This is a genomic window from Azotobacter salinestris, assembly GCF_009363155.1.
In the GTDB taxonomy this organism is placed as follows: Bacteria; Pseudomonadota; Gammaproteobacteria; order Pseudomonadales; family Pseudomonadaceae; genus Azotobacter; species Azotobacter salinestris.
In genome coordinates this window covers 2,955,863-2,972,958 of the sequence record NZ_CP045302.1, presented here as the reverse complement: position 1 = coordinate 2,972,958, position 17,096 = coordinate 2,955,863, and the positions used below count along the sequence as shown (strand labels likewise).

Below are 17,096 nucleotides of genomic sequence, written 5' to 3'. Positions count from 1 at the left end.
TCTGCCAGCTCCGCGGTAGACAAGTCTTATCCTGAGTAGTTGTGATTCACCACACTAGTGTGGTGAATCACAAGTTCGCTTCATTATTTATTTGCAAGGCTCGAGCAGCCCTGCCGACAGAGGCCAGGATTTCACCTGCTCCCTTACGCCAGCGGAAAGGCCTTGGATTCTGGTTGTAGGTCGCCAGGTAATACTCGATGGACTGCTCGAGATCCTTCACGCGGGTATGGGCCTGGCGCTTTATCCACTTCTGGGTGAGCATCGAGAAAAAGCGCTCCACCAGATTCAGCCATGACGCAGACGTTGGGGTGAAATGCACGTGATAACGCGGGTGCGCGACAAGCCAGGCACGCACCTTGTCGGTCTTGTGCACGGCATAGTTATCCATGATCAGGTGGATGGCCTTGTCGCTCTCGACCGTTTCCTCGATGGCCCTGAGAAACTCCAGGAATTCTGCGCTGCGGTGACGGCGCTTGAGACGTCCGATCACCTCGCCGGTGGCCACATCCAGGGCGGCAAACAAGGACGTCGTGCCATGGCGCTGATAATCATGGGTACGGGTCGCCGGATACCCAGGCTCCAGCGGCAGCCCCGGCTGTGTTCGATTGAGCGCCTGGATCTGGCTTTTCTCATCGACGCACAGTACCAGCGCTTTATCCGGCGGATTCAGGTAGAGCCCTACGATATCCTGCACCTTGTCGACAAAGGCAGGATCGGTGGACAGCTTGAAGGTGTGCTCCAGGTGAGGCTTGAGCCCGAAGGCTCGCCAGATACGCTGTACGCTCGCCGGTGAAATATGGGTGGCCTTGCTCATCCGGCGCGAGCTCCAATGGCTGGCATCGTCGGGCCGGGTCTGCCGCACCCGGTCGACCACTTCCTGGACCTTTTCATCACTGATGCTGCGTGGGCGGCCTGAGCGCGGCTCGTCATTGAGGCCTTGCAGGCCCAAACGGGCGAAGCGAAGGCGCCACCTCGAAACGGTTTGCGCCGTAATGCCGAGCCGTCGAGCAATGGAAGAGCCGGACTCGCCTCGAGCGCAGGACAGAATGATCTCGGCGCGCAGCTGCATATCGGCAGGCCCCTTGTGCCTGGCTCGGCGGCGGGTGAGTTCGGCATGCTCGTGTTCGGTCAGTTCGATCCGAACGGCTGGGCGGCCTGTTTTCATCGCATGCCCTCCGAAAAAACTCTGCCAGCTCCGCGGTAGACAAGACTTATCCTGAGTAGTTGTGATTCACCACACTAGTGTGGTGAATCACAAGTTCGCTTCATTATTTCTTTGCAAGGCTCGAGCAGCCCTGCCGACAGAGGCCAGGATTTCACCTGCTCCCTTACTCCAGCGGAAAGGCCTTGGATTCTGGTTGTAGGTCGCCAGGTAATACTCGATGGACTGCTCGAGATCCTTCACGCTGGTATGGGCCTGGCGCTTTATCCACTTCTGGGTGAGCATCGAGAAAAAGCGCTCCACCAGATTCAGCCATGACGCAGACGTCGGGGTGAAATGCACGTGATAACGCGGGTGCGCGACAAGCCAGGCACGCACCTTGTCGGTCTTGTGCACGGCATAGTTATCCATGATCAGGTGGATGGCCTTGTCGCTCTCGACCGTTTCCTCGATGGCCCTGAGAAACTCCAGGAATTCTGCGCTGCGGTGACGGCGCTTGAGACGTCCGATCACCTCGCCGGTGGCCACATCCAGGGCGGCAAACAAGGACGTCGTGCCATGGCGCTGATAATCATGGGTACGGGTCGCCGGATACCCAGGCTCCAGCGGCAGCCCCGGCTGTGTTCGATTGAGCGCCTGGATCTGGCTTTTCTCATCGACGCACAGTACCAGCGCTTTATCCGGCGGATTCAGGTAGAGCCCTACGATATCCTGCACTTTGTCGACAAAGGCGGGATCGGTGGACAGCTTGAAGGTGTGCTCCAGGTGAGGCTTGAGCCCGAAGGCTCGCCAGATACGCTGTACGCTCGCCGGTGAAATATGGGTGGCCTTGCTCATCCGGCGCGAGCTCCAATGACTGGCATCGTCGGGCCGGGTCTGCCGCACCCGGTCGACCACTTCCTGGACCTTTTCATCGCTGATGCTGCGTGGGCGGCCTGAGCGCGGCTCGTCATTGAGGCCTTGCAGGCCCAAACGGGCGAAGCGAAGGCGCCACCTCGAAACGGTTTGCGCCGTAATGCCGAGCCGTCGAGCAATGGAAGAGCCGGACTCGCCTCGAGCGCAGGACAGAATGATCTCGGCGCGCAGCTGCATATCGGCAGGCCCCTTGTGCCTGGCTCGGCGGCGGGTGAGTTCGGCATGCTCGTGTTCGGTCAGTTCGATCCGAACGGCTGGGCGGCCTGTTTTCATCGCATGCCCTCCGAAAAAACTCTGTCAGCTCCGCGGTAGACAAGTCTTATCCTGAGTAGTTGTGATTCACCACACTAGCAGTTCCCCTCGATATGGGTGAATTGAATGCGGCAGGGTCTGCCCGCCAGTGGTGCCTGTTCATGCGAGCTCCGCCTCCACGGATCGGCTGCCGCTGTCGGACTTGATCCTGAACCAGATGGAATACATGGCCGGCAGGAACACCAAGGTCAGAACCGTTCCCGCGAACGTGCCGCCAATCAGCGTGTAGGCGAGCGTTCCCCAGAACACCGAATGGGTCAGCGGGATGAAGGCCAGGATCGCGGCCAATGCGGTCAGGATCACCGGGCGGGCACGCTGTACGGTTGCCTCGACGACTGCACGAAACGGGTCCAATCCCGCCTGTTCGTTGTGGTGGATCTGCCCGATCAGAATCAGCGTGTTGCGCATCAGGATGCCTGACAGCGCAATCAGACCGACCAACGCATTGATGCCGAATGGCTGCTGAAAAAGAATCAGCGTGGGCACCACGCCGATCAGCCCCAGCGGACTGGTCAGGAAGACCATGACCATCGCGGATATCGAGCGCACCTGCAAAATGAGGATGATCAGGGTGATTGCCAGCATGATGGGAAACAGCGGCAACATCGCCACCGTCGCCTTGCCTGACTCTTCGATGGAGCCTGCCTGCTCGATGCGATAGCCGCTCGGCAGTTTCTTCATGGTGGGCTGTAGCTGCCGGGTGATGGCCGTTGACACATCCGGCGGCTGCAAACCATCGGCAATGTCGCCCCGCACGGTGATCGTCGGCATGCGGTCGCGCCGGCGCATGACCGGCTCCTCCATGCGCACATCGACCTCGCCGACCTGCGACAGCGGGATGCGCTGCCCGTTGGTGCCAGCCAATGTGAAGCCCATGACCCTGGTCGGGTCGAAGCGGATATCCCCAGCCGAACGGGCCACGACCTGCACCGTACGAATGTCCTCACGCACGACGGTAATGGGTATGCCGCTCAACAAGAACTGCAGTTGTTGCGCGACGGCGCTGGAGGACAGCCCTACGGCCTGCAGCCGGTCCTGCTGCAAGGTGAAGTGCAGCGTGGGCGTGCGCGTGCCCCAGTCGGTGTTGACCGTGCGCATCATCGGACTGGCATTCATGACCTGTTGCACGTCAGCTGCGATATCGCGCAGCTTGTCCACGTCCGGGCCAGTGACGCGGTAGGCGACCGGGAATGGCGAATAAGGGCCGAACACGAGTTGGGTGATACGCACGCGCGCCTCGGCGGCCAGGCCCTCGGAAATCGCCTTGCGCAATCGCTGTTTCAACGCCTCCCGCTCTTCCCGGTTGTCCGTACGGATCACGATCTTGGCAAATGACGGATCAGGCAGTTCCGGCCCCATTGCCATGTAGAAGCGTGGCGCGCCCTGGCCGACGTAAGCCGTGACGATCCTGGCTTCTTCCTGCCCGGCCAGCCAGGCTTCCACCTTCGCCGTGGCGGCGCTGGTTTGTGCGATCGAGGTGCCGTAAGGCATCTGCACCTCGACTAGCACTTCGGGGCGGTCGGAGATCGGAAAGAACTGCTTCTTGACCAACCCCATGCCGAGTATGGCCACGACGAAAAGGCCAACCACTGCGCCAGCAACCAGCCACTTGTGTGCGATGACACGCGCCAGCACCTGACGAAAGCGGTTGTAGCGCGGCGTATCGTAGAGCGCGTCGTGGCCGCCTTCGGCCTTTTCGAAGTCGGGCAGCAGCTTGACGCCGAAGTAGGGCGTGAACAGCACTGCGACCAGCCACGACGAGATCAGTGCAATGCCGACGATCCAGAACATGTTGCTGGTGTATTCGCCCGCAGTGGATCGGGCGAAGCCATTGGGCATGAAGCCGACGGCCGTGACCAGCGTGCCCGACAGCATCGGTGCGGCGGTGTGGCTCCAGGCATACGCGGAAGCGGCGATGCGGCTGTAACCTTCCTCCATCTTCACCACCATCATTTCGATGGCGATGATGGCGTCATCCACCAGCAGGCCCAGCGCCAGGATCAGGGAACCCAACGTGATGCGGTCGAAGTTCTTGCCGGTTGCGGCCATCACCACGAAGACCACCGCCAGCGTCAGCGGCACGGCCGCTGCGACCACGACGCCCACGCGCCAGCCCATACTGATAAAGCTCACCAGCATGACGACCAGCAGCGCGACGAAGAACTTGACCATGAACTCATCGACCGCCGAGCTGATGTTGACAGCCTGATCCGTTACCTTGGTCAGGCTCATGCCCAGCGGCATCTCGGCGTTGATCGCACTCACCTCGCTGTCCAGCGCCTTGCCCAGGTCGAGACCGTTCCAACCATCGCGCATGACGATGCCCAGCAGCAGTGCAGGTTCGTTGCCGTTGCGGATCATGAAAGTAGCCGGGTCTTCATAGCCACGCTTGACGGTGGCGATGTCCGACAGCTTCAGCGTGCGGCCCTGCGCCACAACCGGCGTGTCGCGGATCTTCTGCAATTCGTCGAACGCGCCGTCCAGGCGAATGAACACCTGCGGCCCCTTGGTTTCCACCGAGCCCGCCGGCGTCAGGGCATTCTGGCCGTTGAGCGCGGCGAACACCTCCTGCGGGCCGATACCCAGCGTTGCCAGGCGTTCATGTGAGAACTCGACATAGATGCGCTCCGACTGTTCGCCGACGATGTTGACCTTCTTCACGCCCGGCACGTGCAGCAGCCGCTGGCGCAGCCTCTCCGCGTCGCGTACCAGCAAGCGCTGCGGTTCGCCCTTGGCCTTGAGCGCGAACAGGGCAAAGGTGACATCCGCGTATTCGTCGTTGACCATCGGCCCGATCACGCCAGACGGAAGATCCTTTGTCCCGTCGCCGATTTTCTTGCGGGCCTGGTAGAACTCCTCCTGCACTTCCGAAGGCGGTGTGCTGTCGAGCAACGTCAAGGTCGTGAAGGCCAAGCCGGGTCTTGTGTAGGTCTCGGTGCGGTCGTACCAGCGCAGCTCCTGCATGCGCTTTTCGATCTTCTCGGCGACTTGGTCCTGCATTTCCTGTGCGGTGGCCCCGGGCCAAGCGGTCACGATGGTCATCACCTTGACCGTGAAAGCTGGGTCTTCCGCCCGGCCCAACTTGAAGAACGAAATGAGCCCGGCCAACGAGATCAGACAGATCAGGAACAAGGTGATGGAGCGCTCGCGTACGGCGAGCGCTGACAGGTTGAAACGGCCTTCGCTCACGGGCGGACTCCCTCGGCCGCCGCGACGGCGGCTTGACCAGCCACCCGCACCTGCTGGCCGTCGTGCAGCAAGTGCGCGCCGAGCGTGACTATCCGCTCGCCTTGCTTGAGCTGACCGGTGATGCACGCACCCTCATCGTCCAGGTTCTGGACCGCGACCGGTTGCCAGTAGACTTTTGCCGGCTCGCCATGGATCACCCATACCCCTGGCCCCTTCCCTGCGTCGTACAGGGAGCCGATCGGCACCTGCAAGCCGCCTTGCGCGGAGGAATGCCCATCCGGGAGCCGGAGGGTGACCGTGGTGCCCAACGGCGCGTTGGCCAGTTCCCCTTCCAGCACATAGCGCGCCTCGAAGGTGCGGGTCAGTCGGTCTGCGGCATCCGATAGCTGCCGGAGCTTGGTCGGAACGCTAACGTCCTCTTTGCCGAAGAGCGTGGCCTGTGCGGCGGAACCGACCGCAGGGCGCAGGGTTTCCGGCAACTGGATAACCGCTTCACGGGGTCCGGCATGAGCCAAGCGCACCACGACTTGTCCGGCACTGACGACTTGGCCGGGTTCGACCAGCGTTTCCATGACGATGCCATCGGCATCGGCCACCAACTCGGCATAATGTGTCGCGTTGAGGGCAACTTCAGCCTGGGCCTCGGCCGCATTGAGCTGGGCCTTGGCGGCATCCGCCGCAGCCTTGACCTGATCGTAGGCCGAAGCCGATATCGCGCCGGTTCCGCGCAGGTTGCGGTAGCGGGATTCATCCTCAGCCGTTTGCTGCGCCCGCGCTCGCGCAGCAGCGACAGCCTCCCGCTGCGCATGCGCTGCGAGCTTCAAATCGACGGGATCGATGCGCATGAGTGGCTGACCGCGTTTGACGGTTTGTCCCGTATCTACAAGCCTCTCCAGCACCTTGCCGGAGACGCGAAAGCCCAGGTCGCTCTGGACTCGAGCAGCTACGGTCCCGGTGAAGGAGCGTGACGCAGGGATTGCCCCTTGAACGATGGCGGCACGCACCAGCGGCGCTTCGGTGCGTGGATCGAATTGTGTTTTTTCGCCGCAGGCGACCAACGCAAGCGGCAATGCGGCGCAGATGACGGTAGATGCAAGGAGGCGGCGTCGGAGCATGAGAGTCCCATCGACGAATCGGTCAGGACTCCACTCTGAATCTAGTGACCAAAATAGTCAATAGTCACAAAGCCTCCTCGTCTCAGGGCGACAGGCTGCGCAGCACCAGGCCAGACAGCTGGGCGGGCGCTTCGTCGGTGTAGTCGAAGCTGTGCTGCAAGAGCAGCGGGTTGAGGTAAGGACGCATGACCAGATAGATCGCCATCACGGTTTCATCGAGGGGCGTCTTGCGCTCGAAGTCTCCGGTTTGCCGACCTTCCTGCAAGATGTCCTGAAGCAGCTTCCGAATGCGCTCTTCATAAGCGAGCGCCGCCTGCCAGCGCTCGGTTGCCGCCGAAGCCGCAATCTCGTAGAGCTTACGGTCCTGGAAAAACAGGCGAAGGCTCGCCACGACGATCGCCTTGAACATCCGCCGCAACTTCTCCGGCGGTCGATCAGCGTCATCAACAGCCGCTCTGACCTCAGCTTCGATCTGGCGCAGACAGTTCGAGCAGATCATCTCGCCAATGGCCTGCTTGGACTCGAAGAACTTGTAGATGTAGGCCTTGGAAAAGCCGATAGCTTTGGCGAGATCAGAGACGGTCGTCTTCTCGTAGCCATACCGGCTGAAGTGCTCGGTAGCTGCGGCAACGATCTGATCTCGCACCTCGTGATCGGCTGGGCCGCGGGCCGAAACTGAATTAGTGACTGCTTTGCTCATGGTTTACAGCTTACTGCCAGTCTTAAAAGGGGGAAACATATGACCAATATGTATTATGGTCACTATAATTCTGCTCGCCATATCTCCTGCTCCGGAAGAAGCCCATGCTATCCAAGCGCACCCTTGCCATGCTCATCAGTGCCAGCCTCTCGGCAGGCTGCGCCATCGGTCCAGACTACGTTCGCCTCGACATGCCCTTGCCGGAACGATATCTGGGCCAGGCGGCAGTAGATCAACGGCATGCCACTGCCAGCGCCGATCTCGCCGCATGGTGGACGGGTTTCGGCGACCCGCAACTAACTCGATTCGTGATACTTGCGCTGGAGCAGAACCTCGATCTCGCGCAGGCGTCCGCTCGCGTCGCTCAAGCGCGTGCGGGACTCGGGGCGGCGAGTGGCCGCCTTGTTGCCCTCCGGCAACATTAGCGGTCAAGCAGCCAGGGCCTACCAGTCGGTTGAAACGCCGCTGGGACAAGTTCTGAACTCGACGCCCGATTTGACCGCTACGGCAATGCCTACGAAGCCAGTCTTGGCGCGAGCTGGGAACTGGACATATCCGGCAGCCTGCGTCGTGGGCGCGAAACGGCGCTTGCAGAGTACCAGGCTTCGGAGGCAGGCGCGGCCGCAACACGATTGGCTGTGGCGGCGCAGACCGCCGACATTTACATCAGCATCCGCGGATTGCAAGCCCGCCTTGATGTTGCACACCGGCAGGTGCAGACACAGCAGGAACGGCTCTCAACGGTCAATCTCCTTTATAAGTACGATGCGCGCCCGCATGGCCAGCCCCTGGGCCGTCGAGCGCCGCCGTTTCCAGTCCGTCAGGGTGGCGCGGTCGCTATCGGACAGCGTGATCGATACGGCACGAGGGTCAGCCATGGCAGTCTCCCGCAGCTTGGACAACCCTCTCAGTAGGGTTTCTCTGCTTCGATCAGTTCATGCGAATTTCTGATTCAGGCCACTAGACAGGTTTCGCCGATTAAACAATTGATAAGCATTATCATCTGAATTAGAGTCAAAGCCTTCACACAGCGCCGCACCCCTGTCACCAAGAGCGGAGACCGATGTTCGAGCTGAACGATGTCAGCTTCCACCTGGAAGGCTGGCCCCTGCTGCACTCGGTCAGCCTGCAGATTCCCCGCGGCCAGATGGTCGGCCTGATCGGCCACAGCGGCTCGGGCAAGTCCACCCTGCTCGGGCTGCTGGCCCGCCAGTTGGTGCCGAGCGGCGGCCTGCTGCGGCTGGACGAGCGGCCGCTGGCCGCCTGGTCGGCGCGCGAGTTCGCCGGCCTGGTCGCCTATCTGCCGCAGCGGGTGCCGGCGACGTGCGCCCTGAGAGTGCGCGAACTGGTCGGCTCCGGCTGCCACCCCTGGCGCGGCCTGCTGGGGCGCTTCGCCGCCTGCGACCGGCTGCAGGCCGAGCGCGTGCTGGAGCTGACCGACACCGCGGACCTCGCCGAGCAGCGGGTCGACCGGCTCTCCGACGGCGAACGGCAACGGGTCTGGCTGGCCATGCTGCTGGCGCGGGACACCCGCTATCTGCTGCTCGACGAGCCCGTTGCGGCGCTCGACCTGGCTCGCCGCCTGGAAACCCTCGCCCGCCTGCGCGAACTCAGCCGGCAGCTGGATCTCGGCGTGGTGGTGGCGCTGCACGACATCAACCTGGCCGCCCGCTACTGCGACCGGCTGATCGCCCTGCACGGCGGCCGCCTGCTGGTCAGCGGCAGCCCGTCCGCGCTGATGAACCCGGCCACCCTGGAGGCGATCCACGGCATCCCGATGCGTGTGCTGCAGCATCCCGACAGCGGGCATCCGATCGCCGTGGCGCAGTGATGGATGCGCCCCCGCCACGCTGCGGCTGGCCGACCGGTCGGGAATGGCGGCAGGTCCTTCGGGGCATGGCAGCGGTGGAAAACGCTGCGCGGTTTTCCACGGGGTGGCCATCCACCCCACGGCTGGGGCTGGACCCGTAGGGCGGGAAACGGCCGCAGGCCTTTCCCGCCATGGGCGCGGGCAGTCGTCGCAGAAGGGCTGGCTCAATTCCCGAGCAGCACACTGCGATCATCCAACCCTCATTGCCCATCCAGCCTCGCCGCATGGGCGATGGATGCGTTCTCGGCCGCCCGCTTGCCTTCCATCTTGAGCCGCCCCTGGCGCTTCCTCCACCAGATCAGCGTCCCGGTGACCGACAGCATCGCCACGGCCAGGCCCAGCAGGCAGACCAAGAGCCTGAACGGCAGGCCCCAGAGCGCCGCCATGTGCAGGCTGACGAACCAGGTGCGCAGGGTGTCGCCGCTGGCCGCGCCGGTGGGCAGCCAGACCTGGACGAGCGCGCCGGAGTTGGCGTCGAAGCTCACCTGGGTGCTGCCCCAGTGCTGCGACAGGTCGCGATCGCTGTGCACCCGGTAGCTGTACAGCCCCTGGCGCGGATCGTAGGTGAGCGCGTCCTCCCACTGCACGGCGAAGCCCTGCGCCTGCGCCTCCCGGGCCATCAGGCGGCGGCCGGTCTCGCGCGCCTCGAACCAGTCCAGGCGCGGCTCGAGCTGCGGCGCGGCGCGATTGCGGCTCGCCGGCCCGTCCGGCTGATGGGCGAACAGCGTCTTCATCACCGGGTCGTAGACCTCGGACAGGTTGAAGGCCACGCTGCTCCAAGCCAGCACGAACAGCATCGCCCACGGCCACAGGCCGCCGGCGCGGTGCAGGTCGAAGTTCAGCTTGTAGCTGCCGCCCGTCCAGCGCACCTGCCACGCCGGCCACCAGCGCGCCAGCCAGCCCTTGCCCGGCGTGCGCTGCGCCCGGTTGCGCTGGCGGGCCGGGAAGGTGAGGTAGGCGCCCGCGAAGCAGTCCAGCGTCCACAGCAGGGCGACGATGCCGAGGAGGTAGCTGCCGAGGCTGCCCAGCGCCAGCGAAAAGTGCAGGCGGTAGAGGAAGGGCATCAGGTTCTTCGGCCCCTGGGTGATGTCGCCCCACTTGCGCGCGCCGAGCACCTCGCCCGTATAGGGATTGACGAAGACCTGGTCGTTGGCCAGCTCGGGTACCGCGCCGGTAGCCGGATCGGGCAGCGCGAAGAGCCGGAAGGTCACGGAGCGTCCCGGCTCCACCTTCAGCGGCGCACGCGCCACGAAAGCCTGCGGGTGCAGGTCCTGCACCCGCGCGCGCAGGACCAGAGGGTCGAGCGGCCTGGCCTCCGGCCCCGGCGGCGCGACCCGGAACAGCGCCGGGCTGAGCACGGCCTCCAGCTCCTCGTTCCAGGCCAGCAGACTCCCGGTGAGGCCCGCCACCAGCAGGAAACCGGCCATCGTCAGGCCCACGTAGCGGTGGATCAGCACCAGCAGCGGCCGGTCGATCCGCCAGCGCCCGCCGCGGGCCGCCCCGCCAAGCCCGGGCAGACTCACGACGGCACGCCGGCAGCGGTCGTTTGCGGCGCCGCGGCCAGCGACCGGGGCGGTGTCTCGATGGCCGTCACCTGGCCGTTCTCCATGCGGATCAGGCGGTCGGCGAGGTGGAAGTAGCGGTCGTCGTGGGAAATCACCAGCATGGTCTTGCCCATGGCCTTCAGTTCGGGGAGCAGCTCGCAGTAGAACACATCCTTGAATACCGGATCCTGGTCGGCCGCCCATTCGTCGAAGACCAGGAAGGGCCGATCCTCGAGGTAGGCCACCACCAGCGCCAGACGCTTGCGCTGTCCCTGGGAGAGCGAGCGCGTGGTGAAGGCGCCGTCGCGCACCTGCACCTTGTGCTGCAGGTGGAGCTTGGCGAGCAGCGCGTTGCCGCGGGCGTCCAGCTCGGCCGAGGGCGCATCGAGCAGGCGCTCGAACAGGTGGAAATCCGAGAAGATCGCCGAGAAATTCTGCCGATAACCGTCACGGTTGCTGTCGTCGACCGCCTTGCCGTCGAGCCGGATCACGCCCGCCTCCGGCCGGTAGAGGCCCACCAGCAGCTTGGCCAGGGAGGTCTTGCCGCTGCCGTTGCCGCCGACCAGGAAGTTGAGCTGTCCGGGCGCGAAGTCCAGATCGATCGGGCCCAGGGTAAACACCTCGTCGGCCGCCTCGTGGTAGTAGCGGTGGCAGACGCCCTCCAGGCTCAGGCTGGCGAGCGCGGCCGGCGCCTGCGGCAGGGCTTCGGCCTCGCCCGGCTGCAACTCGCGGGTGATCTCGTCGATGCGCGCCGCCGAGACCTTGGCCAGATTGGCCCTCGGCAGGGCGAGCAGCAGGTTCTCCAGCGGCGCCACCATGTAGACGAAGACCAGCGCGAAGCCGGTCATGATGCGCGCCCGGTCGGGCACCTCGCCGACCAGCACGAACAGCACCAGGCCGATGAAGGCGTAGATCAGGAAATTGCCCCAGGCCGCCGAGACGACGAAGATCGACATGCCGCGGGTGCGCTCGCGGCGCACGTCCTCGATCGAGGCGCCGAGCACCTCCTTCGAGAAGCGCGCGCGCTTGAGCGCATGCAGGCGCAGCTCCTTGGCGCCCTCCATCAGCGAGCGGAAATGGCCGAACAGGCGGTCCTGCTCTTTGGAGGCGACCTCCAGGTGGCGGATCGCCCGCAGATGGGCCAGGTGGTAGCCGAGCGAGCCCAGCCCGATGACCACGGCCGCGGCGAGGAATATCTGCCAGGACAGCCAGGCCATGTAGACCAGGCAGCCGGCCACGACGATGGCGTTGACCAGGATGGTCGGGAAGCTGACGAAGAATTCGGCGACCTTGGCGCTGTGCTCGGACAGCGCCGACTGCACCCGCGGCCCGCCGATCTCCTCCAGGCGACGGAAATCGGTGCCGACCACCCGCGCCGAGATGAAGCGCCGCAGCTCGGCGTGCGCGCCCTGGCTCAGGCGCTCGAACAGCACCGACGAGAGCATGTGGGCGAGCATCGCCGCCAGGGCGATGCCCGCGAAGTGCCAGGCCAGGGCGGCGCGCTGCCCCGGGCCGTCTGCGGTGAGCGCGGCATTGATCTGGGTGACGAGCAGCACGCTGCACACCCCGGATACGACGCTCGCCACGGCGGCGGCGGCCAGCAGGCGGCGGGACTGTCTGATCAGATGGACGAGCACGGATGGATCACCTCTGGCAGGGAAGAAGAAGCACTGCAGATCAAGACGGATCGCCCGCCGCCCGGTTTAGCCGGCCGGGCAGCGGCCGGGCGACGCGCCTTCCCGCTCAGGGCTGCAGCACGAGGCGCTCGAGCTCCGGGTCGCGGGCGATGTCCGCCTCGCGGAACGGGAAGCGCAGCCAGTCCTTGCGCGCATAGCGCGCCACCGGCGCCGTGCCGCGGCCGTTGTCGACCGCCGCCTCGTCCTGGCCGTGGGCCAGCAGCGTGTGCGCCTCCACGCCGTCCGAACCGAAGCGCACCACCTGCAGGTAGCTGTTGGCCAGGGCGTCCGGTCCCAGGCGATCGCCATCCTCCTGATTGCACGCCACGGTGAAATAACCGACCGAGTGGCAGCCGCCGTAGAGTGGCAGCCGGCCGCCGCCGCTCTCGACGAAGCGCTCGCTGGAAAGCGGCGCATCCAGGGCCCGCCCCCTGGCGGTCAGCGACAGCACCGTGGCGGCCAGGGCCCGGGCCACGCGGCCGTCGTCGGTGCCCGGCGCGCGCGGAGTGTCCAACGGCGCCGCACTGGAGAAGGCCACCCGATAGAGCGTGTCGTCCGGCGTCCTGTCCAGGCGCGTCCAGAAGGCCTCCCACAGCAAGGCGCCACGAGCGTCGGGATCGCCCTTGCCGGACCACTGGCGCAGGACCTCGCAGGCCTGGGCGACCTCGACCTTCTCGGTTGCCAGACCGACCTTGACGCTGCGTCCGGGGTCAGCGGCCTCCAGGTCGTCGCCGTCCAGCTCCACCACCGACTGTGCACAGGCCTGCGCGAGCAGCTCGTCCTTGAACAGCTCGGCGGAATAGGCGCGCGGCGTGAGCACCGCCTGCATCAGCCGGCGGCTCAGGTCCTGCGCCGACTGCGCCTCGCCTTCGGAGAGTTCCCGGGCGATCCGGTGCCCCAGCCGCCCGCGCAGCGACAGGGGCTGCCGCTCCCCGCCCAGCACGGCGGGAAAACCCTCTAGCGGCCGGTGCACGTTGCTCAGCCAGTAGCTGTCGTTCATGTTGGCGACGTAGTCCTCGCGCAGCAGCTGTGGCATGGCGCGGGCCGGCATGGCGCCCGGCTGCGCCGCCTCCTCGTCCACACGCCAGGCGCATGCCGAGCGGCTGCCGTCCAGGAAGGGGGTCGCCGGGTCCAGGCGGGCGAAGCCCTTGGCCAGCGGCGTGGAACAGGCTTCGCGCAGATCGTCGGGGACGTTGGGCACCGCGCCGACGTCGCCGTACCAGACGCGCCCGTCGCCGCGGGCGATCGCCACCGTGTTGACCCAGGGCACCGCCGCCTCGCGGCGCTGGATGGCGATGAACTCGTCGAGCGACCTGGCCTGGTTCCAGTAGAAGAAGTTGCGGAAGATACGGAAGTTCTCCGTGTTCACGTCGCGGATCGCCAGCGCACGGGCGGCGCTCCAGCCGAAGGCGGCATCGTGCCCGCCCAGATCGACCACGGGCCCGAAGCGCGTGCTGTAGAGGGTTCGCGTCACGCGGCGCGGCGCGCCGTCGTCGCCGCGGACCTCCACGCTCACCTCGTGCGCCGCCATCGGCTCGGCCTTGCCGTCGACCAGATAGCGGGTCGGGTCGGCCGCATCCAGCGTCAGCTCGAACAGGCCGAAGCGGCGCGCCTCCGACACCGTGTGGCTCCAGGCCACCTGCTCGTTGAAGCCGAGCATGACCACCGGCACGCCGAGGAAGGCGACGCCGGCCACATCGAGCCGGCCGGGAATGGTCAGGTGCATCTGGTAGAAGCGGTCCGGCCCGCCCCAGTACCAGTGCGGGTTGCCGAACAGCAGCGCGCCCTCCTCCCCGGTGACCTGCCGGCCGAAGGCGAGCATGTTGCTGCCCAGCCCCGCCTGCTCGCCGATGCGTTTGGCGAGCCTGTCGCGCAGGGCCGCGGCACCGCCGGCGCCGGCCGTCCTGGGCGCCGCCGGTCTGGCGTTGACGATCTCCGGAATGAAGCGCGCATAGCCGCCGGCGATCTGGGCGGCATAGATGCGCCGATACAGATCGGCCGCACCGATCTCGCGCACCCACGGCTCGTCCAGACAAGTGCGTCGTGCAGCCTCCCGGTTCCCACGGGCCTCGGCCAGATAGCGGTTGTAGCCCGCCGCGAAGCCTTCGATCAGTTCGTTCAGCTCGGGCGGCTGTTCGGCACGCAAGCGCTCGACCAGCGCACCGTCGGCGAAGGCGCGGAAGAAGAAGTCCAGCTCCAGGTTCTTCGGCCGGCCGAAGGTGGCGTCGCGCGCCGGCCGCGCCTCGGCGCCGAAGAACCAGGCACGCCGGCCCTCATAGGTCACGAAGGCCTCGGCCAGCGTGCACAGGGCGTCCTGCGCCTGCACGTAACCGACGCCGCGGCCCAGCTCGCGCCAGTTGGCGGCGCGCAGGTGCGGGATGCCGTCGGTGGTGCGGCGGATCTCGACGCCGCCGGTCACCGGATCGGCCTCGCCCGCGCTGCGCGCCTGCAGCGCCGGCGCCAGCACGGACAGCCCCAGCGCCAGCAGCGTCGTGCATCCCTTGCGGGCGAATCCGCCCGGCGCCGTTCGTCGAGTCGTTCTGTACATACTTCACTCCGAATCCGTGAGGGCCGGTCACCGGTCGTTGCGCCGACCGGGCCGACAGAAGGGGCTGCGCGGGCCGCAGGCGCCGCAGGGCGCGCAAGGCCGGCCCGGCAGCCGGTCAGGCACGCCGCTGGAAGCCCTCCAGCACGTTCGCCGTGTTGATGCCCACCGCGTCCACCGCATAGCCCCCCTCGAACACGAACACCGAGGGCAGGCCGGCCGCGGCGAGCGCCTCGCCCACCTGGAAATAATCGTCGCTCTGCAGCCGGAACCCGGAGATCGGGTCGCCTGCGAAGGTGTCCACGCCCAGCGACACCACCAGGGCCTCGGCCCGGTAGCCGGCGATGGCGCGCAGCGCCTGCCCCAGCGCGGCGAACCAGGTCCCGAAGCCGGTGCCCCGCGGCAGCGGCAGGTTCAGGTTGAAGCCGCAGCCGGCCCCGGCGCCCGTCTCGTCGGCATGGCCGAGGTAGAACGGGTATTCGCTGCGCGGATCGCCGTGCAGGCTCGCATAGAGAACGTCGGCGCGGTCGTAGAAGATGCACTGGGTGCCGTTGCCGTGGTGGTAGTCGATGTCCAGCACGGCGACCCGGCCGGCGCCGCCGTCGCGCAGGGCCTGCGCGGCGAGGGCGGCGTTGTTGAGAAAGCAGTAGCCGCCGAAGAAGTCCTGGCCGGCGTGGTGCCCGGGCGGGCGCGTCAGCGCGAAGGTCGCCCGCTCGCCGGCCAGCACCCGGCCGGCGGCGGACAGCGCGCAGCAGGCGCCGGTGCGCGCGGCCTGCCAGGTGCCGGCGGTCAGGGGCGTGCCGGCATCGAAGGAGAACAGCCCCATGCGCGCCGCGAAGTTCTCCGGCAGCACGTCGCTTCTATGGCCGCGCACCGGCCAGACCGACGGCAGCGCGTCGCGCTGGCCGTTGGCCGGGTCCAGGGCTACCCATTCGTCCCAGGCGCCGCGCAGGAACTCGACATAGCGGGGCGCATGGATGCGGCTCAGCGCCGCGTCGTCGAAGTCCTCGGCCGGCTCGATGGCGCCGAGGCGCCGGCGGCGCAGCTCGTCCGCCACCCGGTCGGCGCGTGCCGCCACCTCGAAGCAGGGCACCAGCGCGCCGCGGAACATCTCCACCCGGCCCTGATGGAGGCTGTGCCGGTCGTTGTAGAAAGTGATCATCGGCCGGCCCGGTCAGGCTTTCGCCAGATGCGCCAGGCCCTGATGGAGCGCCGGGAACAGGCTGTTGTTGAAGTTGTTCCAGCGCAGCTCGAGGATGCTGTCCTGCGGGTCGATCTCGGTGTTCAGCACGTCGAGGATGACCTCGCCGGAGTCGATGCCGTTGTCCACATAATGGAACGAGGCCCCGGTCATGTTCACCACCGGCACCGCCCTGGTCTCCATCGTCGTCCAGTCGACCACCTTCCTGCCGTGCACGCCGTGCAGGGCGTCGAGCGTCGCGTAGGCGCCGCGGCGCTCGTAGGGCGAGTCGAGCCGGGTGATGCCCGGATGGATGTTCACGATCCGCCGGTGGAAGGGGCTGCCCGGCCGTACCAGCTCGTCGAGGATGACCAGGAGGCCGTCGAGCACGACGAGTTCGGCCTCCAGCTCGAACAGCCTGTCCAAGAGGCGCGCCTCGAAGTCGCTCTTGCCGGCCGGCCGCTCGGGGGCGTTCAAGGGCAGGCGCCGGTAGGTCGAGGGGATCGAGCAGAGCAGATCGTTCAGGCGCCGCCCCTGCGCGCGCAGCTCCGGCGGATAGAACCACTGCCTGTCCGGCCGGTACGCAAAGCCATAGTCCTTGAGCTTCTCCCGGTCGAGCGGCGAGCCCTCGTCGTCGTCGTAGATCACCCCCTCCAGGGAATAGGCGTCGCCCAGCGCGGTTTCGTCGAGCGCTTCGGCCAGGTATTCGAGCGGGGACTTCATGTAGCGGCTCCCCCCCTTGTACGCGATGTGCTGCCCGGCCTTGTCGGCGGCGGCATTTCTCAGGGACCAGATGTAGACGAGTTTTGTCTTCGGCATGTCGGTGCGATCACACGTGGGTTCCAAGATCCGGCAAAACCTCTGCCGCCCGCTGGCAGTTCGGACATC

At 66.2% G+C, this 17,096-nt stretch carries 11 protein-coding genes and 2 pseudogenes; 2 read left to right on the top strand and 11 right to left on the bottom strand.

Translation table 11 applies throughout. The annotated features are described in order from the left end of the window. Positions 1-67 precede the first annotated feature (67 nt). The 5 genes from GCU53_RS13735 to GCU53_RS13715 form a co-directional block, all read right to left on the bottom strand. Entirely contained in the window at positions 68-1,165 is a 1,098-nt protein-coding gene (locus tag GCU53_RS13735) for an IS630 family transposase (protein ID WP_152388117.1), read from the bottom strand. Positions 1,166-1,252: 87 nt separating this feature from the next. Beyond that, on the bottom strand, positions 1,253-2,350 hold the full coding sequence (locus GCU53_RS13730) for an IS630 family transposase (RefSeq protein ID WP_152386010.1): 1,098 nt from the start codon (positions 2,348-2,350) through the stop codon (positions 1,253-1,255). A 138-nt stretch (positions 2,351-2,488) separates the two neighbouring features. Beyond that, on the bottom strand, positions 2,489-5,578 hold the full coding sequence (locus GCU53_RS13725; RefSeq protein ID WP_152388116.1) for an efflux RND transporter permease subunit: 3,090 nt from the start codon (positions 5,576-5,578) through the stop codon (positions 2,489-2,491). Then, entirely contained in the window at positions 5,575-6,693 is a 1,119-nt protein-coding gene (locus GCU53_RS13720; RefSeq protein ID WP_152388115.1) for an efflux RND transporter periplasmic adaptor subunit, read from the bottom strand. Before GCU53_RS13720 ends, GCU53_RS13725 begins: the two co-directional genes overlap by 4 nt. Before the next feature lie 82 nt (positions 6,694-6,775). Continuing rightward, the gene (locus tag GCU53_RS13715) at positions 6,776-7,393 is read right to left on the bottom strand and encodes a TetR/AcrR family transcriptional regulator (RefSeq protein WP_152388114.1); all 618 of its coding nucleotides are present in this window, start codon (positions 7,391-7,393) and stop codon (positions 6,776-6,778) included. 104 nt (positions 7,394-7,497) lie between these two features. On the opposite strand from GCU53_RS13715, the pseudogene GCU53_RS13710 reads away from it, so the two are divergent. After that, a pseudogene (locus GCU53_RS13710) lies at positions 7,498-8,178 on the top strand (TolC family protein); the annotation flags it as partial. Here the strand turns inward: GCU53_RS13710 and GCU53_RS26145 are convergent. Further along, a pseudogene (locus tag GCU53_RS26145) lies at positions 8,152-8,271 on the bottom strand (IS630 family transposase); the annotation flags it as partial. The pseudogenes GCU53_RS13710 and GCU53_RS26145 sit on opposite strands and share 27 nt — an antisense overlap. Positions 8,272-8,456: 185 nt before the next feature. On the opposite strand from GCU53_RS26145, the gene GCU53_RS13705 reads away from it, so the two are divergent. Beyond that, a complete protein-coding gene (locus GCU53_RS13705) occupies positions 8,457-9,224 on the top strand; it encodes an ABC transporter ATP-binding protein (RefSeq protein WP_152388113.1) in 768 nt (255 codons plus the stop codon). A gap of 239 nt (positions 9,225-9,463) precedes the next feature. Here the strand turns inward: GCU53_RS13705 and GCU53_RS13700 are convergent, their stop codons facing one another. The 5 genes from GCU53_RS13700 to GCU53_RS13680 form a co-directional block, all read right to left on the bottom strand. Continuing rightward, positions 9,464-10,786 carry a PepSY-associated TM helix domain-containing protein gene (locus GCU53_RS13700; protein ID WP_208845257.1) on the bottom strand — a complete coding sequence of 441 codons (1,323 nt, stop codon included), beginning with the start codon at positions 10,784-10,786 and terminating at the stop codon, positions 9,464-9,466. Then, positions 10,783-12,483 carry a cyclic peptide export ABC transporter gene (locus GCU53_RS13695; protein ID WP_280115883.1) on the bottom strand — a complete coding sequence of 567 codons (1,701 nt, stop codon included), beginning with the start codon at positions 12,481-12,483 and terminating at the stop codon, positions 10,783-10,785. Before GCU53_RS13695 ends, GCU53_RS13700 begins: the two co-directional genes overlap by 4 nt. A gap of 67 nt (positions 12,484-12,550) precedes the next feature. Then, positions 12,551-15,031 carry a penicillin acylase family protein gene (locus GCU53_RS13690; protein ID WP_152388111.1) on the bottom strand — a complete coding sequence of 827 codons (2,481 nt, stop codon included), beginning with the start codon at positions 15,029-15,031 and terminating at the stop codon, positions 12,551-12,553. A 115-nt stretch (positions 15,032-15,146) separates the two neighbouring features. Continuing rightward, positions 15,147-16,190, bottom strand: coding sequence for a histone deacetylase family protein (locus GCU53_RS13685; protein ID WP_152388110.1), 1,044 nt, complete (start codon positions 16,188-16,190; stop codon positions 15,147-15,149). 12 nt (positions 16,191-16,202) lie between these two features. After that, entirely contained in the window at positions 16,203-17,027 is an 825-nt protein-coding gene (locus tag GCU53_RS13680; RefSeq protein ID WP_152388109.1) for a formyl transferase, read from the bottom strand. Positions 17,028-17,096 lie beyond the last annotated feature (69 nt).

Coding starts and splice junctions, on each gene's coding strand:
- GCU53_RS13735 (WP_152388117.1), bottom strand. CDS start 1,165: ATGAAAACAGGCCGCCCAGCCGTTCGGATCGAACTGACCGAACACGAG.
- GCU53_RS13730 (WP_152386010.1), bottom strand. CDS start 2,350: ATGAAAACAGGCCGCCCAGCCGTTCGGATCGAACTGACCGAACACGAG.
- GCU53_RS13720 (WP_152388115.1), bottom strand. CDS start 6,693: ATGCTCCGACGCCGCCTCCTTGCATCTACCGTCATCTGCGCCGCATTG.
- GCU53_RS13715 (WP_152388114.1), bottom strand. CDS start 7,393: ATGAGCAAAGCAGTCACTAATTCAGTTTCGGCCCGCGGCCCAGCCGAT.
- GCU53_RS13705 (WP_152388113.1), top strand. CDS start 8,457: ATGTTCGAGCTGAACGATGTCAGCTTCCACCTGGAAGGCTGGCCCCTG.
- GCU53_RS13690 (WP_152388111.1), bottom strand. CDS start 15,031: ATGTACAGAACGACTCGACGAACGGCGCCGGGCGGATTCGCCCGCAAG.
- GCU53_RS13685 (WP_152388110.1), bottom strand. CDS start 16,190: ATGATCACTTTCTACAACGACCGGCACAGCCTCCATCAGGGCCGGGTG.
- GCU53_RS13680 (WP_152388109.1), bottom strand. CDS start 17,027: ATGCCGAAGACAAAACTCGTCTACATCTGGTCCCTGAGAAATGCCGCC.